The following is a 22,396-nucleotide window of genomic DNA, read 5'->3' as shown; positions in this document are numbered from 1 at the left end:
GGCTATCGATTCAAGCAAATGAAATTGCTTGGTTTTCCGGTCTCCGGTCAGATTTCCAGTCTGGCTGGAAAACCGGGTGCGCGCAGGTCGGTGCCGACGGCATCCTCGAGCAATTTGACGATCTGGGTCGACCAGGCGCCGCCGCCATAGGCCGCCTTGCCCTTTTCAAAAATTGCATTGACGCGGGATGCCAGCTCCAGCGGCACGCCGAAATCCTTGCCCATGCCCAACGCAAAACCGAGGTCCTTCAGCGCCAGGTCCATGGTGAAGCCGATGTCGTAGGAGCCGTTGAGCACCAACTGGCTTTCGGTCTCGTGGACGAAGCTGTTGCCGGAGGAGGCAACGATGGCGTGGTAGGATTGGGCGAGGTCAAGGCCGCCCTGCTTGGCCAGCATCAGTGCCTCGCCGGCGGCGACGAGATGGATGAAGGCGAGCATGTTGGTGATCACCTTGATCACCGCGGCCGAGCCGATCGGCCCCATCAGGAAGGAGCGCGCGCACATCGCCTCGATGGCCGCGCGATGGCGTTCGTAAAGCGCGGCATCGCCGCCGACCAGCGCGGTGATCTTTCCTACCGCCGCCAGATGCACGCCGCCGGTGACCGGGCATTCCAGTGTCTCGACGCCTTCGGCCGAGGCGAGGGCGGCAAGGCGCATGATTTCGTCGCGGCCATTGGTCGACATCTCGATCCAGGTGCCGCCCTTCGGCAAACCTTCGAGCAAGCCGCCGGGACCGGCAAGCACTGCTTCGCTGATTTTCGGCGAGGGCAGGCAAGTGATGGCATTGCCGGCTCGCGCCGCCGCCTCGGCCGGGCTGTTCGCCGCCGTGGCGCCGAGCGTCACGAGGCGCTCGACGGCAGCCGGGTCGCGGTCGAAGACGGTGATCGCAAAACCGTTGCGGATCAGGCTGGGGGCAAGGTTGCCGCCGAGATGGCCGAGGCCGATGAAGGCGTAGCTCTCGCTCACGGCATCAACGGGGTCTGCATCATCTGCAGGTGCAAATCCTTGCCGGTGTAGGGATGGGCATCGCAGACCGCTTCGTTGAGCTCGACGCCCAGCCCCGGTTCCTTCGACGGGATGACGTTGCCGTCCTGCCATTCGATCTTCTTCTTCAAGAGCGTGGCGTGGAAGCCGTCCCACTGCTTCAGCGATTCCAGGATGAGGAAGTTGGGCAGCGTCACCGCCAGCTGGATGTTGGCGGCGCCGACGATCGGGCCGCAATAGCAATGCGGCGCGACCTGGATGTGATAGGCCTCGGCCATGGCCGCGATCTTTTTGGTTTCGAGGATGCCGCCAGAGCGGCCGAGATCCGGCTGCAATATGGTCGCGGCACGGTTTTCGATGACGCGGGCGAATTCGAACTTGGTCGTCAGCCGTTCGCCGGTGGCGATCGGGATGGAGGTACCGCGGGCGACCTGCGCCATCACCTCCGGCATGTCGGGCGGTACCGGCTCCTCGAACCACAAGGGATCATAGGGCTCGATGGCGCGGGCCATGCGCAGCGCGCCCGACGCGGTGAACTGGCCGTGCGTGCCGAACAATATGTCGGCGCGGGTGCCGACCGCCTCGCGGATCGCCTTGATCATCCGGGTGGAGACATCGATGTCGAGCAGGCGCGGCTGATGGCCGTCGAAGGCGGTATAGGGACCGGCCGGGTCGAGCTTGACGGCATTGAACCCCTGCTCGACATATTCGAGCGCGCAGGCCGCCGCCAGTTCTGGGTCGTTGTAGACATTCCTGCCGTCCGGCGCGTCCTCCGAATGGACGCTGCCCGTGTGCGGATAGAGGTAGGTGTAGGAGCGCAGCGTCTCGTGCACCTGGCCGCCGAGCAGTTTGTAGACCGGCTTGTTGGCCTCCTTGCCGATGATGTCCCAGCAGGCCATTTCCAGTGCCGAGAAGCAGCCCATGCCGGAAACATCGGGACGCTGGGTGAAGCCGGAGGAATAGGCGCGGCGGAAGAAGTTCTCGATGTCGTGCGGGTCGCGGCCGACGAGATAGCGCTCGGCCATGTCCTCGACCATTTTCGCCGTGACATGGGCGGAGAAGGTAGCGTTGTAGGCTTCGCCATAACCGACCACGCCGCCGTCGGTGGTCAGTTTGACGAAGATGAAATACTTGCCGCCGATGCCGGGCGGCGGGTTGCCGACAACCCAGGTCTTGACGTCGGTGATCTTCATTTTTGGTCCTCCAGAACCAGTTCGGCACCCTTCCACCCGGTCATGACCGAGGCGGCGTTGGTGTTGCCGGTGATGTTGTCGGGAAAGATCGAGGCGTCGATGACGCGCAAGCCTTCAAGCCCATGCACCTTCAGACGCGGATCGACGGCGGCGCGCGTGGGATCGGGCCCCATGCGGCAGGTCGAGACCGGGTGATAGACAGTGCCGGAGCGTTTCCTGAAATCGGTGATCAGGTCGGCGTCCGACTGGATCGACGGGCCGGGCAGGACTTCCTCCTGGATGATTTCCGCCAACGCTGGCATCGAGGCGATCTTGCGCACGAACTTCACCGCCGCCAGCATCTCCTCGACATCGGCATTGGTAGAATAGGCATTGGCGGTGATCTTCGGATAGTCCAGCGGATTGCTGGAGCGGATCATGATCTCGCCCCGGCTCGACGGGCGGCAATTGGACAGGCCGATGGAGAAGCCCGGCCATGGGTCCGGCGTCAGGATCGGCCGCTCGCCGCTCTTCGGGATGACCGTCGAGAAGGCCTGGAAATAGAGCTGCATGTTGGGGCGCGAGAACGCCGGGTCGGTGCGGAAGAAACCGCCGCCATGGTTCATCGACAGCGACAGCGGTCCCGAGCGCGTCAGTATGTACTGCATGCCGACCAGCAGCTTGCCCCACCAGGGACGCAGGATCTGGTTGAGCGTCGGCACCTTGCCCTTGAAGGTGTAGTTGATGCCGACATGGTCCTGCAGATGCGCACCGACATTCTCGTTGGCGTGGACGACAGCGATGCCCAGCCCTTTCAGAAGCGCCGAGGGGCCGACGCCCGACAATTGCAGCAGCTGCGGCGAGTTGATCGAGCCGGCGGAGAGGATCACCTCGCGGCCGGCCCGCGCCGTCTTCGTCTGACCGTTCTGCAGATATTCGATGCCGACCGCGCGTTTGCCTTCGAACAGGATGCGGCTGGCCAGCGCGTTGGTCTCGACGCGGACATTGCCGCGCTTCATCGCCGGGCGCAGGAAGGCGCGCGCGGCGGACATGCGGCGGCCGTTCTTGGTCGAGATCTGGTAGGTGCCGACGCCTTCCTGGGCAGCGCCGTTGAAATCGGGGTTGAGCGGCAGGCCGGCCTGCTGGCCGGCGGCGAGATAACGCTTTGTCAGCGGGTGGACGGCGTTGGCCGTATCGCTGATGTGCAGGGGACCACCGGTGCCGCGCCATCTGTCGGCGCCGGCCTCATTGTCCTCGAGCGCCTTGAAGATCGGCAACAGCTCGTCATAGCTCCAGCCGGGATTGCCGGCGGCGCGCCAGTCGTCGAAATCCTCGCGCGCACCCCGAATCCAGACCATGGCGTTGATCGAACTCGAGCCGCCGAGCAGCTTGCCGCGCGGCCAGTGGTCGACATTGCCGCCGAGACCGGGATCGGCTTCCGTCTTGTAGTTCCAGTTGACCGCCGGGTCGAAGAAGGTCTTGCCATAGCCGAGCGGCATCTGCACGTAGAAGCGCCGGTCCGTGCCGCCGGCCTCCAGCACCAGCACCGAGAAGCGGCCCGAGGCCGACAGTCTCTCGGCGAGCACCGAGCCGGCCGAGCCGGAGCCGACGATGATGAAGTCATAGATCTGCATGATTGAAACGGGCGGCTCCGGAAAACTGGCCGCAGCCTAGACGCGACGGGTTCGCCGCGTCGCCGGGCCTTCCGGCATGCGTTGTGAAAAAAGCGACTGGAATGCGAGGTCGAGTTGCGGGGAATACCGACAATCGCGCTTGATATGCATGGGGTCGACAGCTTATGCGAGGGCATTCATTTGCTCTGGCCACCTCTGCGGAAGGCGGGAAATCATATGCGGACCCTGTCGGATGCGTTCATTCCCGAGCTGCCGGGCTACTACAAGGGCAAGGTTCGAGAAAACTACGATCTGGCGGACGGGCGGCGCATCATCATCGCCACCGACCGTCTCAGCGCCTTCGACATCATCCTGACCTCGATCCCGTTCAAGGGCGAGATCCTGACCCAGACGGCGCGCTACTGGTTCGAGGAAACCGCCGATATCTGCCCGAACCATGTGCTCGAATATCCCGACCCCAATGTCGTCGTCGGCACGAGGCTCGACATCCTGCCCGTCGAGATCGTCGTGCGTGGCTATCTCGCCGGCACCACCAGCACCTCGATCCTGACCCGCTATCGTCGCGGCGAACGGGAGATGTATGGAATGCGCCTGCCTGACGGCCTGCGCGACAATGAGAAGCTGGCCGCGCCCGTCATCACGCCGACGAGCAAGGCGGCGGATGGCGGCCATGACGAGCCGCTGTCGAGGGCCGAGATCCTCGCGCAGGGCCTGCTCACGCAGGCGCAATGGGACACCGTCTCGGATTACGCCTTGAAGCTGTTCGCGCGCGGCCAGGCACGTGCCGCCGAGCGCGGCCTGATCCTTGCCGACACCAAATACGAATTCGGCACAGACAAGAACGGCACGATCATCCTGGCCGATGAAATCCATACGCCCGACAGCAGCCGGTACTGGATCGCGGCGAGCTATGAACAGGCGCTGGCCAGCGGCACGCGGCCGGACAGCTTCGACAAGGATTTCATCCGCTCCTGGGTGGCGGCGCGCTGCGATCCTTACAAGGACCCGATCCCCAGGATTCCAGACGAGATCGTCGAACAGGCCTCGCGCATCTATGCCCAAGCCTACGAAGCGATCACGGGCAAGGCATTCGTTCCCGACCTTTCCGGGGACACGGTTCTCGATCGCATCCGTTCGAACCTGGTGCGCTTCTTCTAGCAGCCAGGCGAAGCTTTTCCCGGCGCGCGTTGACGCGTTAGCGCCATGACGCTACGGGATCGAGGGCAGTCGATCTCAAGCCTTCGACCTCGGGGGATTTCTCGCATGGTGCACTACGCGGACGGACGGCCGATCGGAGACCTGACGCTGCGCACGCTCGCCATGCCTTCGGACGCCAACGCCGCCGGCGACATTTTCGGCGGCTGGGTGATGGCGCAGATGGACCTTGCCTGCGGCATCCGCGCCGCCGAGCGCGCCAGGGGCCGCGTGGTGACGGCGGCGGTCAAGGAGATGTCCTTCGCCAAGCCGATGAAGATCGGCGACACGCTGTGCATCTACACCCATGTCGAACGCGTCGGCCGCACCTCGATGACGCTCAAGGTCGAAGCCTGGGCGCAGCGCTATCTCTCCGATTTGATGGAAAAGGTCACCCACGCCGATTTCGTCATGGTGGCGCTGGACGGCGAGGGCAAGCCGAAGGCCGTTCCGGCCGAGGGTTGACGAGCCCGTACTCGCGACCCCCCGTTCTCCCAATGCGGGGCAATTGTAACATCGCCCGTGCGGGCGATGCGTTCCGCGACATCCAACGGTTGCCATCGCGCCCGATTGTGCCGGTGTTGAGGGAGAGACAATGCGTCAACACATGCTGAACGGCTGGCTCGTGGCAGCCCTTGTCGCCCTGGTCTGCCTGCTCGGCGTAACCGCCTATGCCGAAGTCAAAAACGACCTTCGGCCCGTCGCCTGCCGGCAAGGCGACAAGGGCGACCGGAAGCCTGCCGCGACATGCGCGCCCTGATCACGGCGCCCTGCGATGGACTGGCGCCAGGGGCCCGAATGAGGAGCCTGAATGGTTGCCTTTGGTGCGCTATTGTCGTTGCCCAGGTAACGCCTGCGTGGTCTACTCAAGCGCCGTAGGGCTACATTGCCGGATCGCGTTTTGAGAACCACGACTCTAATTGCCGTCCAGGCAATTCCGCTCAACGCAAAACTTCGGATCCCTTGCCACGCAAGGGCTTCAACCATGCATGCCGTCGAATTTTTCGCGTGCCTCCCGCACACGCTGCGTGTTCCTGCGCGCCCATTCGCCAAGCGCGCTGACCGGGATCAACAGTTCGTGCCCGAGTTCGGTCAGTTCGTAGTCGACGCGCGGCGGAATGGTCGGAAACACGGTGCGGGTGACGAAGCCGTCGCGTTCCAGGCCGCGCAAGGTTGTGGTCAACATCTTCTGCGAGATGCCGCCGACAGCGGCGCGCAGCTCGTTGAAACGCAGCGGTCCGTGGCCGAGCTTGCCGACCACGAGCACGGTCCATTTGTCACCCACGCGCTGCAGGATTTCCGAAATCGCGCGACAGTCTTCGGTGTTATGCGGGTGCCTCAGTAACAAAACGGTGCCTCCTTGCGTCGGCAGTTGACAGTATCTCATATAGCGCCGGTATCTAAACGATACCAGCTTTTTACTGGAATGGAGAGCCCCCATGTCAAAGCCGAAAATCGCCATCATCGTCGGTTCGACGCGCGCCGCGCGCTTCGCCGATGTGCCCACGCAATGGATCGCCAAGATCGCCAAGTCGCATGCCGATATCGATGTGGAGGTCGTCGACCTCAGAGACTTCCCGCTGCCCTTCTTTGACGAAGTCGCCTCTTCCGCCTGGGTGCCGTCGACCAACGAAGTGGCGCAGCGCTGGCAGAAGAAGGTCGCCGAATTTGACGGCTTCATCTTCACCGCCGCCGAATACAATCATGGCCCGACGGCCGTGCTGAAGAACGCCATCGACTACGCCGCCAACGAATGGAACAAGAAGCCGGCCGGCTTCGTCGGCTATGGCAGCGTCGGCGGTGCCCGCGCCGTCGAGCAGCTCCGTCTCCATGCCGTCGAACTGCAGATGGCGCCGGTCAAGTCGGCCGTCCATATCGCCTGGGGCGACTTCCTGGCCGTGCGCCAGGGGGAGAAGAAGCTCGAAGACCTCGATCACCTGAACCAGGCGGCCAGCGCGCTGGTCAACGACGTCGCCTGGTGGGCCAAGGCATTGAAGAAGGCCCGCGCCGCCGACGTGGTCGACGAGGAAATCAAAGCGGCCTGACCGCCGGTCGAATTATCCTCCCAAGGGATACGGGGCGGCGCATGCGCCGCCCTTTTCAATTGTGTGAAACCGCTTGTGACCGATTGCCCGGTAGCCGCTATCAATCGGATTGCCACACGCCCGACACCGGCCCGAACGCCTCTGGGCAAGGCCAAGGAAGGGGCGGTGAGAGGCTTTAGTGCCCCTCGCTGGACCGGCACCGTCAGAGCGAACACATCGCGCCAGAAGCGGGTCCCGAGCTGCGACGGAGCGGAAATCGGCCGCAAGGTCGACATATCCCGTCCAAGTTGTGGACACATCCTTTTTCAGGGCGCACGCTCCAAGCACGAAACCCAGGCCAGAGTTTCGCCCAATGCCTTACATGCTTGAGACGCGTCGCTGATTGCATGACCCACCCGGATATTTCCGGGTGGCAGTCGTTTCTTGTGCGCCTGTCCGAGATCAGGCTACGGCCCAAATAGCACGCTGCAGCCCGTTCCGGATCAACTGGGAGGGAAACAGCATGCCTTATCTTCAACGCAGAGAACTTATCCAAGGAAGTGTGGCCGTTGCCGCAATCGCGGCTCTCCATGCCTCGCGGGTTTACGCTTTTCCTGCACGGCCCGGCGAGGAAGTCGTCAAATGGCTCGATCAACTGCCGCCGAACCCTGTTCCGGAGGTTGTCAAGAACCAGCTCGTCTGGGAGGATCTCGATTCCTGGGTAACGCCCAACGACAAATTCTTTTCGATCGCGCACTTCAACCGGCCGGTCATTGACGAGAGCAAGTGGAAGCTGGAAGTCGGCGGGCTGGTCAAAAAGCCGATGGCCCTGACGCTTGCCGACATCAAGGCCCGGCCGCGCGAGGAAGTCGCCTTCACGATCGAATGTTCGGGCAACACCGGCCTGCCGTTTTTCAACGGCGGAATCGGCAATGCCCGCTGGGCGGGGACGCCGCTCGCCCCGATCCTGAAGGAGGCCGGGGTCCTCGACAGCGGCATCGAGGTCGTCTTCTGGGGCGCCGACGAAGGCGAGATCAAACGAGCCGACGAGATCACGTTCAAGCAGAATTTCGCGCGCAGCATGTCGCTGGCCGACGCCATGGATCCAAAAAACATCCTTTGCTACGAGATGAACGGAACGTCCTTGCCGCCCGACAACGGCTTCCCGCTGCGGCTGATAGCGCCGGGCTGGTACGGGATCGCGAACGCGAAATGGCTCAAGCGCATCGAGGTGCGCGACCAGCGCTTCGAGAGCCGGTTCATGGGACGCGACTACGTCACGGTCCGCGAGGAAGACCATAATGGCGAGACCGTGTGGGCGGAAACCTCCGTCGGACGGGCAAGGCTCAAATCGGCACCGGCCAGGGTTACCCATATCGGCAACGAATACCGGATCGTCGGAGCCGCCTGGGGCGCGCCGGTCGACCGCGTCGAGGGGAAGATCGACGAGGGGCCGTGGATGCCGGCGACCATCGACGACGCCGACAAGGCGGAGTTCGCCTGGAGGATGTGGTCTCTCGATTGGCCCAAACCTTCCGCCGGGGAGCACACCGTCACCTCGCGCGCGATCGATACGAGCGGCAACATCCAGCCGGCGATGAGCGATCCGTGGATTGCCAAGAAACACACCTACTGGGAGAGCAACGGTCAGGTGACCCGCCGCATTCAGGTCGGTTGACGGCTGCGCCGGTCAAGATCCTGGCCATGCGCCAGGGCGAGAAGAAGCTCGAAGATAGGGGGCGCTTGCGCCGCCCCCTATCTAACTACAGCGGCTCAAATCGAAAGCTGCCGCCAGAGCGGATGACGCGGCCAATGCCGGGCGAGTCCAGATGCGCGCCGGCAACGAGGTAATGATCGTCCGCCGCAAGCGCCAGCAGCCGCAACCGGCTCTCGCGCGCCTGGTCTTGATCCGTGTCGAACTCCCACGTCACCTCGGGCCGATCGAACTGCAGCGATGGGACGTGAACGGTATCGCCCCAGATCAAAATGCCTTCGCCGCCACTCGAAGCGCGAAAGCAGCTGTGACCCACTTCATGGCCTTGAGCGCCGACAATGTCGACATGGGTCCCGAGACGGTCTCCGGCTTCGAACGGTTGCGCCATGTCGTGAAATCGCTCGAGCCGCGCTTCGGCGCGGAACAGGTCGAGTTCCTGCCCGGGAACGAGCAAGCGCGCCAGGCGCGGGAAAGCGTCCCGGCCGTCGGCAAGCACGAGACCCTGGATGTGGTCGAGATGCGTATGGGTGAAGCCCACGGTGCGGATTCGTTCGACATCGATGCCGGCTTCGTCCAGCGCCTGGGGAAGCCGGCCCATGGTCGGGTGCCAGGCATTTGCAGCACCAGTATCGATCAAGATGACCTCATGCCCATCGTCAATCGCGAAGGCGTTGACGGAGAGTCTGAGCTGACCGCCAACCAAAGCGACTTGTTCCGGCAAGTCGTCGCCAAACGGCTTGTCGCCGCGTTGCCTAAGCCGCCCGACCGGCATGTCGACATAGCCGTCGCGCAAGGCGGTGATGCGCAGGTCACCAAGAGCGTAGGTGGAATGAAGTTCGCCCGAAGCTATGCGGTGCATTTGCCGATCCGTTCTGCAGACAATCTGTGATGGGCAGCCTGCGTCGGCAACCCGTAATGCCAATTCGATCTAGGCCAAGTGTGCCTGCTGCGCCTGCCGTGGCCGGATGATGCAGTCGGCGAGGCGATGCTTCTCGTCCAACTCGTCCGCGTGGTGCTGGCCCCACTGGCAGAGCGCCAGCAGGATCGGCTCGAGGCTGAGGCCGAGGCTGGTTGCCGAATATTCGACGCGGGCGGGCACTTCGGCGAAGATCTCGCGGCTGACGAGGCCATGCTCCTCCATTTCGCGCAGCTGCTGGATCAGCACTTTCTGGGTGATGCCAGGCATCATCGCCTTCAGCGCCGACAGCCGCCGGGAGCCATCGAAGAGATGGTAGAGGATAACCGCCTTCCAACGCCCGGCTATCACTTTCAGCGCGCGCTCCGCCGGCAACATCGGCAGTCGCTTGATCGGCATCTTCCTGGCTGCACCGGCCATGGTCACCTCCTGGTCTCCAGGGGACAAATGAGTGTGTAGTCGCGGCCTCGCAGATAGTGGCAAACCACCGCCGATGCCAGTGCGATCGGAGTTTGCCATGAAAGCCGTTCAATTCAGCCGCTTCGGCGGCCCCGAGGTGCTCGAGATCGTCGAGCTGCCGGCGCCGGTGCCGCAGGCCGGCGAGGTGCTGGTCCGCGTTCACGCCGCCGGCATCAACTTCTTCGAGGTGCTGATGCGCGCGGACCGCTACGCGGTGACGCCGCAACTGCCGATGTTTCCCGGCGTGGAAGTCGCTGGTATCGTCGAGGCCGTCGGCGAAGGCGTGGATGCTGCGTTTCTGGGGAGACGTGTCGCGGCGCCGCTGTTTGCCTCGCAGCGCCCTTATGGCGGCTATGCCGAGCAGGTGACGATATCAGCCGATCTGACCGTGCCGCTGCCGGACGACGTCTCGTTCGAAGCCGCGACGGCGCTGATGGTGCAGGGGCTGACGGCACTGCATTTGCTGCGCCAGAGCCCGCCTGAGGGCAGGACGGTGCTGGTGCCGGCCGCTGCCGGTGGCGTCGGATCGCTGCTTGTCCAGCTTGCTAAGGCAAAGGGCGCGGCCAAGGTGATCGCGGCCGCCGGCGGCGCGGGCAAGATCGAGCTTGCTCTGTCGCTCGGCGCCGATGCCGCCGTCGATTACATCGGGTCGGACTGGCCCGCGCGCGTCCGCGCGCTGACAGGCGGGGAGGGTGCAGACATCATCTACGACACGGTTGGCGGCGCGCTGACGGCTTTGTCGCTGCAGGCTTTGGCGCCCGGCGGCGAACTGGTGTTCGCGGCGCTCGGCCGCTATGGGCTCGAACCTTCCGATCTGGAAGCCATGATCGGCCGTAACCAGTCGCTGAGGGGTTTCGCGCTGCTGCCGCTGCTGTCGCCGCAGGTGTTGCGGGCGAGCCTGTCGGAACTGTTCCAGCTGGCGGCGAGCGGCCGGCTGCGGGTCGCGATCGGCGGCCGGTTCCCGCTCGGCCAGGCCGGCGAGGCGCACCGGCTTCTGGACGAGCGGCGCTCGACCGGCAAGGTCGTGCTGGTGCCCTGACGGCGTTATCCCCTGGAGGGGCCGTTGAGGGGGCAAGCGCGCGAACATCTTACCAAATCACCCTGACGGCACGTCGTGGCGTTTTCTTGCCGAGGCCGCCATGCCTTGGCGGCGCCACTGCTCCTTGGGGCCAATCTCATTCCCCAAAATCGGCGGTCGTTTTTCACAATCACGTTCGAATGACTTGCATAATGCAACTAACTTGGCTATATGTCACTTTCATTTTGAAAGAGACTTCCGGTCATGGTTGCAAAAACAAGCTTCGAAACCCGCCCATGCCCCATTGCGCGCAGCCTCGACGATGTCGGCGAATGGTGGAGCATCCTGTTGCTCAGGGACGCGTTCCAGGGGCTGACGCGCTTCGACCAGTTTCAGAAGAGCCTGGAGATCGCGCCCAACATTCTCACGCGCCGCCTGAACAGCCTGGTCGAGCGTGGCCTGTTCGAAAAGCGCGCCTACTGCGAGCGGCCGCTGCGCCATGAATATGTGCTGACCGCCAAGGCGCGAGATTTCCGCCCGGTGCTGCTTTCGCTGCTCGCCTGGGGCAACAAGCATCTGGCGCCCGAAGGCCCGAGCCTTGTGGTGGTGGACAAGACTGACGGGCGCTGGGCCGAGCCTGTGCTGGTCGACCGCCAGACCGGCAGGGAACTCGACGGCGGGGACTTCACCATGGCGACGGCCCCAAGGGCCACCGACCGCATGCGGCAGCGCTATCGCTTCAGCACAGAGGGTTCTGGCCTGCCGCTCATCGACAACGTTGATCAAAGCCGTGAAGAGGCGCGGGGCAAATGAACAAGGTTCTCTCCGCCGCCGAGTTGCAGCCGGCGCAGCCATCCGCCGTCCAGATACCCGCGCCCGCCAAAAGCCGCCGCAAGCCGATCGTCATGCTGGGCGCCGCGATCGCCATCGGCGTCGCCGGCTGGTATGGCTTTCAGTGGTGGCAGGCAGGCCGGTTCGTGATGTCGACCGACGATGCCTATGTCGGCGGCAATGTCACGCCGCTGGCGCCACGCGTCGCCGGGCATATCGATCAGATCCTCGTCGAGGACAATCAGCATGTCGACGCCGGCCAGCTCATCATCCGCATCGACGACCGGCCGTTCAAGGCGGCGGTGGAGCGTGCGCGGGCTTCCGTCCAGCAGCAGCAATCGGCGCTCGACAATCTTCGCGCCCAGGTCTCGCTGCAGAATTCGCTGATCGAACAGGCAGAGGCCGATCTCGAGGCGAAGAGTGCAGCCGCCACATTTACTACACAGGATGCCAAGCGCTACGAGGTGCTGGCCAGCACCAGGGCCGGCTCGCAGCAGGACGCGCAGAGAAGCCTTGCCGCCGACGGGCAGGCGAAGGCTTCCGTTTCCGCCTCGCGTGCCGGGCTTGCGGCCGCCAGGCAACAGCTCGACGTGCTGAACACGCAGATCTCGGAAGCGACCGCCGCGGTTCTGGCCGCCAAGGCCGATCTCGACACGGCTGAGCTCGATCTTGGCTTCACGCAGATCCGCGCTCCGATCGACGGCCTCGTCGGCAACCGGCTGGCGCAGGTCGGCACCTATGTCTCGCCGGGCAGCTATCTGCTGACGATCGTCCCGCAGAGCGGGCTGTGGGTCGATGCCAATTTCAAGGAAGATCAGTTGCGGCGCATGGCGGACGGACAGGCGGCGACGGTCTATACCGACATCGCGCCCGACCAGCCGCTCAAGGGCCATGTCAGCAGCCTGGGACCGGCGACGGGGGCGATCTTCAGCGTCATCCCGGCGCAGAACGCCACCGGCAATTTCACCAAGATCGTCCAGCGTGTTCCTGTCCGCATCACCATCGACCCGGACCAGGCGCGGAAGGTCGCGCTGCGGCCAGGCCTCTCCACCGTCGTGACCGTCGATACCGGCGCGCACTGAGGGCATCATGTCGGAGCGCCCGCAATCCTTCTTCTCCAGCATCCTGCCGTTCATGGTGATGTGCGTGGGGATGTTCATCGCGCTGCTCGACATCCAGATCGTGGCGTCGTCGCTGCAGGACATTGGCGGCGGGCTGTCGGCGGCGCAGGACCAGATCGGCTGGGTGCAGACATCCTATCTGGTGGCGGAAATCATCGTCATCCCGCTGTCGGGCTGGCTGACAAGGGTGTTTTCGACACGCTGGCTGTTCACCATTTCGGCGGCCGGCTTCACATTGGCCAGCATGCTGTGCGGTTTCGCCTGGAGCATCGAAAGCATGATCGTGTTCCGCGCGCTGCAGGGGCTGCTCGGCGCGTCGATGATCCCGACGGTGTTCACCTCATCGTTCCACTATTTCCAGGGGCCGAGGCGGGTCTATGCGGCCGCGGTGGTCGGCAGCATCGCCTCGATCGCGCCGACGCTCGGGCCGGTCATCGGCGGCTGGATCACCGACACGCTCAACTGGCACTGGCTGTTCTATGTCAACGTCATTCCGGGCACCATCATCACCATCCTCGTGGCAGTGCTGGTCAAGATCGACAAGGCCGATCCGTCGCTGCTGAAGGGCGCGGACTATATCGGTATCGTGCTGATGGCGGTCAGCCTGGGCACGGCGGAATACGTGCTGGAGGAAGGTTCGCGCTGGAACTGGTTCGACGACGCGACAATCCGCAATGGCGCCATCGTTGCCGGCATCACCATGGTCCTGTTCGTCATCCGCAGCCTGACCTATTCGCAGCCGGTGGTCGATTTCCGCGCCTTCGGCAACCGCAATTTCGCCATTGGCTGCTTTCTGTCCTTCGTCACCGGCATCGGCATCTTCGCCACGATCTATCTGACGCCGCTGTTCCTCGGCTATGTCAGGGGCTACGACGCCTTGCAGACCGGGCTTGCGGTGTTCTCGACCGGCGTCGCCTCGATGGTCGGCGTGCCCGTCTACATCTTTCTCGCCAAGCGCTTCGACACGCGCTGGCTGATGATGTTCGGTCTGGCCTCCTTCGGCGCCTCGATGTGGAGTTTCAGCGCCATCACCAGCCAGTGGGGCGCGGCCGAGCTGCTCATCCCGCAGCTGTTCCGCGGCTTCCCGCAGGTCTTCGCCGTGGCGCCGAGCGTCAATCTCGGCCTCGGCAGCCTGCCGCCGGAGCGGCTGAAATACGCCAGCGGCCTGTTCAACACGATGCGCAATCTCGGCGGCGCGGTCGGCATCGCCATTTGCGGCGCGATCCTGAACGACCGCACCAACTTCCATTTCCTGACGATCGCCTCGCACCTGACGCCGCAGAACGAGGCCGCGATGCGGGTCGTCGACACTATCGCGCTGCGCTACGGCCAACTGCCCGGCGCCGTCGCCGCCGGCCATACCGCCTCGCTGAAACAGCTGTGGGCGCTCGCCTATCGCGAGGCTTCGACCATGGCCTATGCCGATGCTTTCCTGGTGATCATGGCCGCCTTCGTCATCGCGACCGCGCTGGTACCGTTCCTGCGCAACGTCACGCCAAAGGCACCGCCGCCGGACGCCCATTGAGGTGGACCACCGCACCGGCTTGCGGATGGATGCAGGCCGATGGGCTAGTCGCCCGCGCGGGCGAGCAGCAGCGCGCGTTCCCTGTCATTGCCGGTCAATTCTGCGGCCTGGCGGAACGCGGCGCGGGCTTCCGTCTGATGTCCCAGTTTTTCCAGAAGATCGCCGCGCACCGTGGGCAGGAGATGCGAGTCCTTCAGGCGCGGCTCGTCCTTCAGCGCCTCGACGATGGCGAGGCCCTGCGCCGGTCCGAACGCCATGCCGACGGCCACCGCCCGGTTGATTTCGACGATGGGCGAGGGGGCCGCCAAGGCAAGCGCCTGATAATAGGCTGATATCGCAATCCAGTCGGTGTCGGCTGATGTCATCGCGCGGGCATGGCAGGCGGCGATCATCGCCTGCAAGAGATAGGGGCCGGGTGTCGATGTCAGGGTCATGGCGCGGTTCAGGCCGTCGAGGCCGCGCCGGATGAGCGACCAGTTCCATCGGGTGCGGTCCTGGTCGAGCAGCAGGATCGGCTCACCCGCTTTGCCGGTGCGGGCAGGGAAGCGCGAGGCGTTGAGTTCCATCAGCGACACCAGCCCCTGCACCTCGGGCTCGTCAGGCATCAGCGCCGCAAGGGAACGGCCGAGGCGCAGCGCCTCGCCACAGAGATCGGCGCGCAGCCAGTCCGGTCCAGCGGTCGCCACATAGCCTCCGTTGAAGATGAGATAGACCACCTCCAGCACGGCGGCGAGGCGTTCGCGCCGCTCCTGCCCGCGCGGCGTCTCGAACGGGATGGCGGCATCGCGGAGCGCCCGCTTGGCGCGCACGATGCGCTGGGCGGCGGTGGCTTCGGGCACCAGGAAGGCGCGGGCGATCTCAAGCGTCGACAGCCCGCCCAACAGGCGCAGGGCGAGGGCTGCGCGCTGCTCGGCCGGCAGGACGGGATGGCAAGCGGTGAAGATCAGCCGCAAAAGATCGTCGTCGATGTCCTCGTCGAGCGCTGCCTCGATGTCGGGCATTTCGCGCTCCAGCTCGGCAAGGTCGATGGCAAGTTCGCGATGCTTGCCGTCGATCATGGTGGTGCGGCGCAGCCGGTCGAGCGCCCGGTTCCTGGCGACCTCCGTCAACCAGGCGGCCGGGTTGCGCGGGATGCCGTCCCGAGGCCAGCGTTCCAGCGCCAGCAGGAAGGCATCGCCGGCGATCTCCTCGGCCAGCCCGATATCCCTGAGATAGCGGGCAAGCCTGGCGGTGAGCTTCGGCTGCTCGATCCGCCAGACTGCTTCGATGGTGGCTGTGGCGGTCAACTCTTCAGCTCGCCAAAGCCTTCCGCCACCTTCTGGACGTCCTCGGGGAAATCGCTCATCTCAAAGACGCGTCGAACCTCGATCAGGTCATTCTCCCCAGCGGGGCAGCGGCGGGCCCATTCGATGGCTTCTTCACGCGAGCGGACGTCGATCACCCAATAGCCGCCGAGCACTTCCTTGACCTCGGCGAACGGCCCGTCGGTGACGACGGGCTTGCCGCCCTTGAAGCTCACACGCGCGCCCGATGACGGCGGATGCAGCCCATCGAGCGCCAGCAACACGCCGGCCTTCTTGAGCTCCTCATTGTATTTCATCATTGCCTCTACCCCCTTGGCGTCGGGCCTGACGTCGGGCGCCGCCTCTGCATAGCCGCCGGGGATCATCAGCATCATGAACCGCATGGTCTTCTCCTTGGTTGGGTTGGGTCGATCATACGACGAACGAAGGGTGGCGGAATCGACAGGTGCCGCAAAAAGTTCGAATCGCGATTACCCCTGACCGACTGCGTTGGACTGCCACATGGGCGGGGCTGCCATCTGGCCCCGTCCTGTTGCCCTGATATGCCAGCTTGCATCCGTCATCCTCGAGTGAGCCCGCGTGAAATCATCCAGCCTGGCCGGCGCCGTTTCCCCCATGATCCCGGTGCTCGTCTGTGCATTCGGCATCTTCCTTCTGTCCGGCATGGATGCGGCGATGAAGGTGCTGGTCATCGCTGTCGGTGTCTACAACACGGTGCTGTGGCGCAGCATGCTGGCGACATTGATCGCCGGTGCGGGCTGGCTGGCGGGGCCGCGCTCGCTTCCTACCGCCGCGGTGCTGAGGCTGCATGCGCTGCGCGCGGTGGTTGTCGGCATCGTCCTGATGTCATTCTTCTGGGGGCTTGCAAGACTGCCGCTGGCGGAGGCGGTCGGGCTTAGTTTCGTGGCGCCGCTGTTCGCGCTCCTGCTGGCCGCGCTGCTTCTGGGCGAAAGGATCCAGCGCAAGGCGATCTGGGCGTCACTCGCCGGCATCGCGGGCGTCGCGATCATCGTGGCGGGCCAGTTCGGGCAGAAGACCTATGCCGGCGATGCGCTGCTCGGCACGGCGGCGGTGCTGGTCTCGACGGTGTTCTATGCCTACAATCTGATCCTCGCGCGGCGACAGGCGATGCTGGCCAAGCCAATCGAGATCATGCTGTTCCAGAACCTTTGCGTCGCGGTCATGCTTGGCCTTGCCGCACCCTGGCTTGCCATCTCGCTGCCCAGCAATCTCTGGCTTCCGCTCGCCGGGGTGACGGCCCTGTCGCTCGCCGGCCAGTTCCTGATGAGCTGGGCCTATGCGCGGGCCGAAGCGCAATATCTGATCCCGACCGAATATTCGGCCTTCATCTGGGCGATCGCGCTCGGCTGGTTCTTCTTCGACGAGGCGGTGACCTGGACGACGCTGGCGGGAGCCGGCCTCATCGTGGCCAGCTGCCTGATCGCCGCACGCTCCAACCCCAGACTGGCCGAGCCGATCGAAGTCGCGGTTTGAAGGGGGAAGCGCCCTCCGCGACGCGTCGACGCATAGTTCTCACAGCAGAAATTGCACGACCCATCAAAGCAGGGAGCGCTTGTGCGTAGCCAGCATCAAGCACGGTCGTAAGTAGATCTGTGTCTACAGTAAAATTTTATTAAATATATCGTCGGTCGAATTACGTTCTGTAGACCATTCGTCGGGTTGTTGTGCTCTCAGTCCGGAAAACGTCACTGAAGGGTCGATGTAATAGTGAACTATGTGGCAAGGTCCTGGAACGGTATCGTGCATGGCAATTTTGGTCCGGATGCGGTCGCCTGGAACTCGTATCGAGCGATCCGAGCAGGCCAGGCATCACGAGGAGGATTTATCCGATGAGCTTCTTCGTCAACGCCTTAGGTGTTCCTCTCCCCTACAGCGGCGCTTCCAGCCATTGGTACTCGGCGGCAGGGTCCGGGCCGGACTTGTACGGCAGTTCCGGGAACGACTCGTTCTACGGAGCATCCGGTGTCAACGTCACCATGCACGGAGGTACAGGCGATGACATCTATTACCTCTATGCGGCGGGCAACAAGGTGGCGGAGGCCGCTGGGGCAGGCATCGACACGATCAGCACGTGGATGAGCTACAAGCTCCCCGACAACGTCGAGAATCTCGTCGTCACAAACGCCAATAACTATGCTTTCGGAAATGGGTTGGACAACATCATCACCGCCAAGGCCGGGCACCAGACTCTGGACGGAGGCGCGGGAAACGATGTGCTGATCGATGGCGGCGGCGGTTACGACACTTTCATCGTCTCGAAAGGCAACGGAAGCGACCTGATAGCGAATTTTGCCGCCACCGACACCGTCCGCCTCAATGGCTATGGGTTCACTTCGTTCGACGCCATCCACTCAAGCATGATCCAGGCGGGATCGAACGTGCTGCTGAACCTCGGGTCCGGCGAGATCCTCGAGTTCAAGGACACGACCATCGACAAGCTGCAGCCCAGCCAGTTCGAATTGCCGATCGATAAATCCGGGATGCAGCTCTCCTTCAGTGACGATTTCAACACGCTGAACCTTCACAACAGCCAGGGCGGCACGTGGGATTCCAACTTCTGGTGGGGAGCGCCGAACGGCAGCACCTTGAGCAGCAACAATGAGCTGCAATGGTACGTCGACGCCAACTACGCACCGACGAGCTCCGTCCATCCGTTCAGCGTGAACAACGGCGTGCTCACCATCACCGCGGCGCAGGCGCCGGCGGATATCAAGCCGCTGATCAACAATTACGAATACACCTCAGGCATTCTGACGACCCACGATTCCTTCTCGCAGACCTATGGCTATTTCGAAATACGGGCCGACCTGCCCGAGAACGCCGGCGCCTGGCCGGCCTTCTGGCTGCTTCCGGAAGACGGTTCGTGGCCGCCGGAACTCGATGTCGTTGAAACTGTCGGCCAGGCCGCGAACTCATTGATCATGACGGCGCACTCCAATGAAACGGGGACGCACACCAAGGTCACGTCGATAGTGAGTGTCTCGAACCCCGACGGCTTCCACACCTATGGCCTGCTCTGGACGCCGGACAAGCTCGTCTGGACCTATGACGGCGTGCAGGTCGCGGAAACGGCGACGCCGTCCGACATGAACAAGCCCATGTATATGCTGGTCGATCTCGCGGTCGGCGGCTTGGCCGGCGCCCCTCCGGATCATCTGGCCGCACCGGCCGAGATGAAGATCGACTACGTCCGCGCCTATACGCTGGACAGTGCGCCGGCAAACGCCCTGAACATCGCCAGCAGCAGCATCGGCACGCACAGTGTCGCAACGCACGGCAACAGCACGCTGCACGGCGGCTCCGAGTTCGGGGGCCACGCGTAGGTCTCGGGAACATGCAGCGTCGGGGAATGTGGAAATGACTGGACCGTCTGGCCTGCGTCCGGTCTTCATGCGCGCCATCGCCGATGTCGGCGTCTTCTCGCTGTTGATCAACATCCTGCTGTTGGTGATTCCGCTCTACCTGCTGCAGGTCTATGACCGCGTGCTGCCGTCCTCCAGCGTCGAGACGCTTGTCTATCTTTCTGTCATCGCGGTTCTCTCGCTCGTTTTCCTCGGGCTGCTGGACGCGATCCGCGCCGTTTACACGCAGCGCGTTGCGGCGACCCTCGACCGGAAACTGGGCGCCAGCACATTCGCTATTTCGCTTGGCGCGAAATATGCCGGAGGCCTGTCGCCGCTGCGCGACCTCGCCTCTGTCTGCGCCTTCATCAGGTCGCGCGGGGTGGCGGTGTTGTTCGACCTGCCGTTTGCCCCTGTCTTCCTCGCTTTGCTCTATCTCATCCATCCGGTGCTGTTCTGGGTGACGGTCGCCGGCGCGGCGCTTCTGCTTTTGCTGGTCGTGGCCAACCAGCTTGCCATCGGCAGGAGCGACGCCTTGTCCTCGGAGCGTTCGGCCTTGGCCAGCCAGGCGGAACAGGCCTTTGCCCGCAATGCGGAGACGCTGCGCGCCATGGGCATGGTGGAGAACGCCGCGCGGGTCTGGGGACGGCACGTGGCGGCAGCGCTCACACTGCATGACCGATCCTCGAGTGCCAATGCGATCTTCAGCGGCGCCTCGCGGGCACTGCGCATGATGCTGCAACTGGCGATCCTCGGCGCCGGCGCATGGCTGGTGCTCAAGGGACAGATGACGGCAGGCATGATCTTCGCCTCCTCGCTGGTGTCGTCGCGCGCGCTGCAGCCGCTTGACCAGTTGATCGGCGCCTGGCGGCAGATCGCCGACGCCCGGCGGGCATGGAAGCGGCTGGGGACGGCGCTTGCGGCGCGTCCGGCTGAAGCGCGCAAACTGATCCTGCCTGATCCGGCAGGCGCGATTTCCGTGCAGGACGTTTTCTTCATGGCGCCGAATGCGCAGCCCGGCACCGAACCCATCCTCAAGCGGCTGAACTTCCAGATCGGCGCCGGCGAGGCGTTGGCCATTGTCGGCCCGAGCGGCGCCGGCAAATCGACGCTGGCGCGGTTGCTTCTGGGTGCCGCCCGGCCGACCGGCGGCGCGGTCAGGATCGACGGCGCCGACCTCAGGAGCTGGGACGAAAACCAGCTCGGAAAGCATGTCGGTTACCTCGCGCAGGAGGTCGAGCTCTTTCCAGGCTCGATCGCGCAAAACGTCGCCCGCTTCGACCCCGATGCAGATGACGCCGCGATCATCGAGGCAGCAAGGCGGGCCGAGGCGCATGAACTGATCCTGGCGCAGCGGGACGGCTACCAGACATTGATAGGTCCGTCGGACAGAATGCTGTCGGGCGGCGAACGCCAGAGGATCGGGCTGGCCCGCGCCTTCTACGGCAATCCCAGAATTCTCGTCCTGGACGAACCCAGCACCCATCTCGACGGCACCGGCGAAGCGGCGCTCGAGGCGGTACTCGCTGCGACGAAGGCGGCCGGCGTCACGATCGTCGTGATCACGCATCGCCCTTCGATTGCCGCGTCCTGCGACCGCGTGATGCTTCTGCGCGGCGGCGCGATCGAAGCCTTCGGCCCAAGCAGCGAGGTGCTGCGGCATTCGGTCGTTGGCAAGGGCCTTCCCGCGCAGCCGAATACGGTGGTGACAGGATCCTTCGCCACGACGATCCGCGCGCATAACACCCGTTTTGGATCGTAGATGATGGCGGCGCAGAGCCTCACCTGGGACGAGGGCAACCCCCGTACCAACATAAGGCGCGTGGCATTCGCCGGATACGCGGCAACGGCGCTGTTGGTGGGTTGCTTTGGCTATTGGGCTGTCAGCGCGCCCTTGTCTGGAGCGGTGATCACGCAAGGGACGATCTCGGCGACCGGCGGAAACATCCTGATTCAGCATCCCGAGGGCGGCATCATCGAGGCGTTGCTGGTCCATGACGGCGATCGCGTGCAACAGGCCCAGGATCTGATCGTGCTGGATCCGACAGCCGCGCAGGCCGAGCTCAATCGGCTGACGAGGCAGTCGATCGCGCTCAGGGCGGCTGCAGCGCGGCTGGAGGCGGAACGCGACGGGTTGGACAGGCTCGCGCCAATCACCAAGCCGGCGCCAGCATCGCTCCAAGCCGATTTTGAAGCCCTGATTCGAGAACAGCAAAAGGAATTCGATGCCAGACTCGCCCGGTTCCGATCGGAACAATCGATCCTCGCCCAACGCGTAGCCATGCATCGGCAGTCCGTCGTGGGGCTGCAGTCCCAGAAAGAGGCCGTTCAGCAGCAGGCCGAAATCGTGAAGAAGGAGCTCGGCATCAAAACCGGCCTGCTGGACAAGGGCCTCACCAATCGTACCGAATACTCGCAGCTTTTGCGCAGCGAGGCCGATCTCGTCGGGCAGGCCGGGGCGCTGGAAGCCAACCTGGCGGCGGCCAACACCCAGATCGTCGAAGCCCAGGAGCAGATCGAGCGCCTGACCACGCAACGCGTGGAGGAGGCGCTGACGAAGCTGGACGAGGTTCGTTCCAACCTGGCCGACGTCGAGGAACAGATCAGGGCGGCCGAGGCGGTGCTGCGGCGCACGACGATCAAGGCACCGGCCGCGGGCATCGTGGTGTCCTCGACCTATAATACCAAGGGCAGCGTGATTGCGCGCGGCGAGAAGATCATGGAAATCCTGCCCACGGCACCGGGTCTGATTGTCGATGCAAGGCTGCGGCCGAAGGACGTCGATCAGGTCCGTGTCGGCCAACCGGCGAAACTGCGATTGTCCGCCTTGAACATGCGGCTCACCCCCGAGGTTTCAGCCACCGTGGCACAAATTTCCGCGGACCGGCTCATCGACGAGGCTACCCATGAGCCCTATTTCCGCGTCAAACTCAGGATTGCCGCCGACCTGCCGCCCGGCGTGAAGCCCGGGCAGCTCTATCCCGGAACGCCGGTCGAGGCGTTCATCAATACTGGCGACCGGACTTTCTTCGAGTATCTGGTACGGCCAATGCTCGATTCCTTCGCGCGCGCGTTCACGGAGCGGTAGCTGCCACGCAATCCACCGGCCAACCGCCAATGACCGCCAAGGCCTGAAGCT

General features: G+C 64.1%; 21 protein-coding genes. 13 read left to right on the top strand and 8 right to left on the bottom strand.

Annotation, left to right across the window (positions count from 1 at the left end):
• Positions 1-47: 47 nt before the first annotated feature.
• From MAFF_RS11335 to MAFF_RS11325, 3 genes are read right to left on the bottom strand one after another with little or no spacing between them, the layout of a single operon-like run.
• On the bottom strand, positions 48-965 hold the full coding sequence (locus MAFF_RS11335) for an NAD(P)-dependent oxidoreductase (protein WP_010911047.1): 918 nt from the start codon (positions 963-965) through the stop codon (positions 48-50).
• Entirely contained in the window at positions 962-2,176 is a 1,215-nt protein-coding gene (locus tag MAFF_RS11330) for a mandelate racemase/muconate lactonizing enzyme family protein (protein WP_010911046.1), read from the bottom strand. Before MAFF_RS11330 ends, MAFF_RS11335 begins: the two co-directional genes overlap by 4 nt.
• Positions 2,173-3,789 carry a GMC family oxidoreductase gene (locus MAFF_RS11325; protein ID WP_010911045.1) on the bottom strand — a complete coding sequence of 539 codons (1,617 nt, stop codon included), beginning with the start codon at positions 3,787-3,789 and terminating at the stop codon, positions 2,173-2,175. The genes MAFF_RS11330 and MAFF_RS11325 overlap by 4 nt, the downstream gene beginning before the upstream one ends.
• Before the next feature lie 216 nt (positions 3,790-4,005).
• Here MAFF_RS11325 and MAFF_RS11320 point away from each other — a divergent pair, with 216 nt between their 5' ends.
• The 3 genes from MAFF_RS11320 (at position 4,006) to MAFF_RS39985 (ending at position 5,743) form a co-directional block, all read left to right on the top strand.
• Positions 4,006-4,947 carry a phosphoribosylaminoimidazolesuccinocarboxamide synthase gene (locus MAFF_RS11320; RefSeq protein WP_044548260.1) on the top strand — a complete coding sequence of 314 codons (942 nt, stop codon included), beginning with the start codon at positions 4,006-4,008 and terminating at the stop codon, positions 4,945-4,947.
• 105 nt (positions 4,948-5,052) lie between these two features.
• Positions 5,053-5,448 (top strand): acyl-CoA thioesterase, encoded by a 396-nt coding sequence (locus MAFF_RS11315; RefSeq protein ID WP_010911043.1) that lies wholly within the window; start codon positions 5,053-5,055, stop codon positions 5,446-5,448.
• 130 nt (positions 5,449-5,578) lie between these two features.
• The gene (locus MAFF_RS39985; protein ID WP_010911042.1) at positions 5,579-5,743 is read left to right on the top strand and encodes a hypothetical protein; all 165 of its coding nucleotides are present in this window, start codon (positions 5,579-5,581) and stop codon (positions 5,741-5,743) included.
• A 219-nt stretch (positions 5,744-5,962) separates the two neighbouring features.
• Here the strand turns inward: MAFF_RS39985 and MAFF_RS11310 are convergent, their stop codons facing one another.
• Positions 5,963-6,331 carry a winged helix-turn-helix transcriptional regulator gene (locus MAFF_RS11310; protein WP_010911041.1) on the bottom strand — a complete coding sequence of 123 codons (369 nt, stop codon included), beginning with the start codon at positions 6,329-6,331 and terminating at the stop codon, positions 5,963-5,965.
• A gap of 91 nt (positions 6,332-6,422) precedes the next feature.
• Between MAFF_RS11310 and MAFF_RS11305 the strand changes: the two genes are divergently transcribed.
• Both MAFF_RS11305 and MAFF_RS11300 read left to right on the top strand, forming a co-directional pair.
• The gene (locus MAFF_RS11305) at positions 6,423-7,028 is read left to right on the top strand and encodes an NADPH-dependent FMN reductase (RefSeq protein ID WP_010911040.1); all 606 of its coding nucleotides are present in this window, start codon (positions 6,423-6,425) and stop codon (positions 7,026-7,028) included.
• A 502-nt stretch (positions 7,029-7,530) separates the two neighbouring features.
• Positions 7,531-8,685, top strand: coding sequence for a sulfite oxidase (locus tag MAFF_RS11300; protein ID WP_010911039.1), 1,155 nt, complete (start codon positions 7,531-7,533; stop codon positions 8,683-8,685).
• Positions 8,686-8,770: 85 nt separating this feature from the next.
• Here the strand turns inward: MAFF_RS11300 and MAFF_RS11295 are convergent, their stop codons facing one another.
• A complete protein-coding gene (locus MAFF_RS11295) occupies positions 8,771-9,580 on the bottom strand; it encodes an MBL fold metallo-hydrolase (protein ID WP_010911038.1) in 810 nt (269 codons plus the stop codon).
• A 69-nt stretch (positions 9,581-9,649) separates the two neighbouring features.
• A complete protein-coding gene (locus MAFF_RS11290; RefSeq protein WP_044548259.1) occupies positions 9,650-10,057 on the bottom strand; it encodes a winged helix-turn-helix transcriptional regulator in 408 nt (135 codons plus the stop codon).
• Between the two features lie 97 nt (positions 10,058-10,154).
• Between MAFF_RS11290 and MAFF_RS11285 the strand changes: the two genes are divergently transcribed.
• The 4 genes from MAFF_RS11285 (at position 10,155) to MAFF_RS11270 (ending at position 14,591) form a co-directional block, all read left to right on the top strand.
• Positions 10,155-11,135, top strand: a complete 981-nt coding sequence (locus MAFF_RS11285; protein WP_010911036.1) for a quinone oxidoreductase family protein — start codon at positions 10,155-10,157, stop codon at positions 11,133-11,135.
• A gap of 243 nt (positions 11,136-11,378) precedes the next feature.
• Positions 11,379-11,927: a winged helix-turn-helix transcriptional regulator gene (locus MAFF_RS11280; protein WP_010911035.1), complete on the top strand. Its 549-nt coding sequence runs from the start codon at positions 11,379-11,381 to the stop codon at positions 11,925-11,927.
• Entirely contained in the window at positions 11,924-13,027 is a 1,104-nt protein-coding gene (locus MAFF_RS11275) for an HlyD family secretion protein (protein WP_010911034.1), read from the top strand. Before MAFF_RS11280 ends, MAFF_RS11275 begins: the two co-directional genes overlap by 4 nt.
• Positions 13,028-13,034: 7 nt before the next feature.
• The gene (locus tag MAFF_RS11270; RefSeq protein ID WP_010911033.1) at positions 13,035-14,591 is read left to right on the top strand and encodes a DHA2 family efflux MFS transporter permease subunit; all 1,557 of its coding nucleotides are present in this window, start codon (positions 13,035-13,037) and stop codon (positions 14,589-14,591) included.
• A 44-nt stretch (positions 14,592-14,635) separates the two neighbouring features.
• On the opposite strand, the gene MAFF_RS11265 is transcribed toward MAFF_RS11270, so the two are convergent.
• Positions 14,636-15,877 carry an RNA polymerase sigma factor gene (locus MAFF_RS11265; RefSeq protein WP_010911032.1) on the bottom strand — a complete coding sequence of 414 codons (1,242 nt, stop codon included), beginning with the start codon at positions 15,875-15,877 and terminating at the stop codon, positions 14,636-14,638.
• On the bottom strand, positions 15,874-16,278 hold the full coding sequence (locus MAFF_RS11260; protein ID WP_010911031.1) for a YciI family protein: 405 nt from the start codon (positions 16,276-16,278) through the stop codon (positions 15,874-15,876). Before MAFF_RS11260 ends, MAFF_RS11265 begins: the two co-directional genes overlap by 4 nt.
• A gap of 232 nt (positions 16,279-16,510) precedes the next feature.
• Between MAFF_RS11260 and MAFF_RS11255 the strand changes: the two genes are divergently transcribed.
• The 4 genes from MAFF_RS11255 to MAFF_RS11240 all read left to right on the top strand — a co-directional run bounded on the left by MAFF_RS11255 (position 16,511) and on the right by MAFF_RS11240 (position 22,345).
• Positions 16,511-17,389 carry a DMT family transporter gene (locus MAFF_RS11255; RefSeq protein ID WP_044548258.1) on the top strand — a complete coding sequence of 293 codons (879 nt, stop codon included), beginning with the start codon at positions 16,511-16,513 and terminating at the stop codon, positions 17,387-17,389.
• 356 nt (positions 17,390-17,745) lie between these two features.
• Entirely contained in the window at positions 17,746-19,239 is a 1,494-nt protein-coding gene (locus MAFF_RS11250; protein ID WP_010911029.1) for a family 16 glycosylhydrolase, read from the top strand.
• Positions 19,240-19,273: 34 nt separating this feature from the next.
• The gene (locus MAFF_RS11245) at positions 19,274-21,019 is read left to right on the top strand and encodes a type I secretion system permease/ATPase (RefSeq protein ID WP_010911028.1); all 1,746 of its coding nucleotides are present in this window, start codon (positions 19,274-19,276) and stop codon (positions 21,017-21,019) included.
• A gap of 3 nt (positions 21,020-21,022) precedes the next feature.
• A complete protein-coding gene (locus MAFF_RS11240) occupies positions 21,023-22,345 on the top strand; it encodes an HlyD family type I secretion periplasmic adaptor subunit (protein ID WP_010911027.1) in 1,323 nt (440 codons plus the stop codon).
• The last annotated feature ends 51 nt before the right edge of the window (positions 22,346-22,396 follow it).

Origin of the sequence: Mesorhizobium japonicum MAFF 303099 (assembly GCF_000009625.1) — a bacterium.
Lineage (GTDB): Bacteria > Pseudomonadota > Alphaproteobacteria > Rhizobiales > Rhizobiaceae > Mesorhizobium > Mesorhizobium japonicum.
Note: the sequence above shows the minus strand (reverse complement) of the source record. Positions and strands in the feature narration are given on the sequence as shown.

Excerpts from the sequence above, each read along its gene's own strand:
- MAFF_RS11255 (WP_044548258.1), top strand. The coding sequence starts at position 16,511 with ATGATCCCGGTGCTCGTCTGTGCATTCGGCATCTTCCTTCTGTCCGGC.
- MAFF_RS11285 (WP_010911036.1), top strand. The coding sequence starts at position 10,155 with ATGAAAGCCGTTCAATTCAGCCGCTTCGGCGGCCCCGAGGTGCTCGAG.
- MAFF_RS39985 (WP_010911042.1), top strand. The coding sequence starts at position 5,579 with ATGCGTCAACACATGCTGAACGGCTGGCTCGTGGCAGCCCTTGTCGCC.
- MAFF_RS11330 (WP_010911046.1), bottom strand. The coding sequence starts at position 2,176 with ATGAAGATCACCGACGTCAAGACCTGGGTTGTCGGCAACCCGCCGCCC.
- MAFF_RS11305 (WP_010911040.1), top strand. The coding sequence starts at position 6,423 with ATGTCAAAGCCGAAAATCGCCATCATCGTCGGTTCGACGCGCGCCGCG.
- MAFF_RS11325 (WP_010911045.1), bottom strand. The coding sequence starts at position 3,789 with ATGCAGATCTATGACTTCATCATCGTCGGCTCCGGCTCGGCCGGCTCG.
- MAFF_RS11275 (WP_010911034.1), top strand. The coding sequence starts at position 11,924 with ATGAACAAGGTTCTCTCCGCCGCCGAGTTGCAGCCGGCGCAGCCATCC.
- MAFF_RS11290 (WP_044548259.1), bottom strand. The coding sequence starts at position 10,057 with ATGGCCGGTGCAGCCAGGAAGATGCCGATCAAGCGACTGCCGATGTTG.
- MAFF_RS11300 (WP_010911039.1), top strand. The coding sequence starts at position 7,531 with ATGCCTTATCTTCAACGCAGAGAACTTATCCAAGGAAGTGTGGCCGTT.
- MAFF_RS11270 (WP_010911033.1), top strand. The coding sequence starts at position 13,035 with ATGTCGGAGCGCCCGCAATCCTTCTTCTCCAGCATCCTGCCGTTCATG.
- MAFF_RS11280 (WP_010911035.1), top strand. The coding sequence starts at position 11,379 with ATGGTTGCAAAAACAAGCTTCGAAACCCGCCCATGCCCCATTGCGCGC.
- MAFF_RS11320 (WP_044548260.1), top strand. The coding sequence starts at position 4,006 with ATGCGGACCCTGTCGGATGCGTTCATTCCCGAGCTGCCGGGCTACTAC.
- MAFF_RS11245 (WP_010911028.1), top strand. The coding sequence starts at position 19,274 with ATGACTGGACCGTCTGGCCTGCGTCCGGTCTTCATGCGCGCCATCGCC.
- MAFF_RS11260 (WP_010911031.1), bottom strand. The coding sequence starts at position 16,278 with ATGCGGTTCATGATGCTGATGATCCCCGGCGGCTATGCAGAGGCGGCG.
- MAFF_RS11240 (WP_010911027.1), top strand. The coding sequence starts at position 21,023 with ATGGCGGCGCAGAGCCTCACCTGGGACGAGGGCAACCCCCGTACCAAC.
- MAFF_RS11295 (WP_010911038.1), bottom strand. The coding sequence starts at position 9,580 with ATGCACCGCATAGCTTCGGGCGAACTTCATTCCACCTACGCTCTTGGT.
- MAFF_RS11315 (WP_010911043.1), top strand. The coding sequence starts at position 5,053 with ATGGTGCACTACGCGGACGGACGGCCGATCGGAGACCTGACGCTGCGC.
- MAFF_RS11250 (WP_010911029.1), top strand. The coding sequence starts at position 17,746 with ATGAGCTTCTTCGTCAACGCCTTAGGTGTTCCTCTCCCCTACAGCGGC.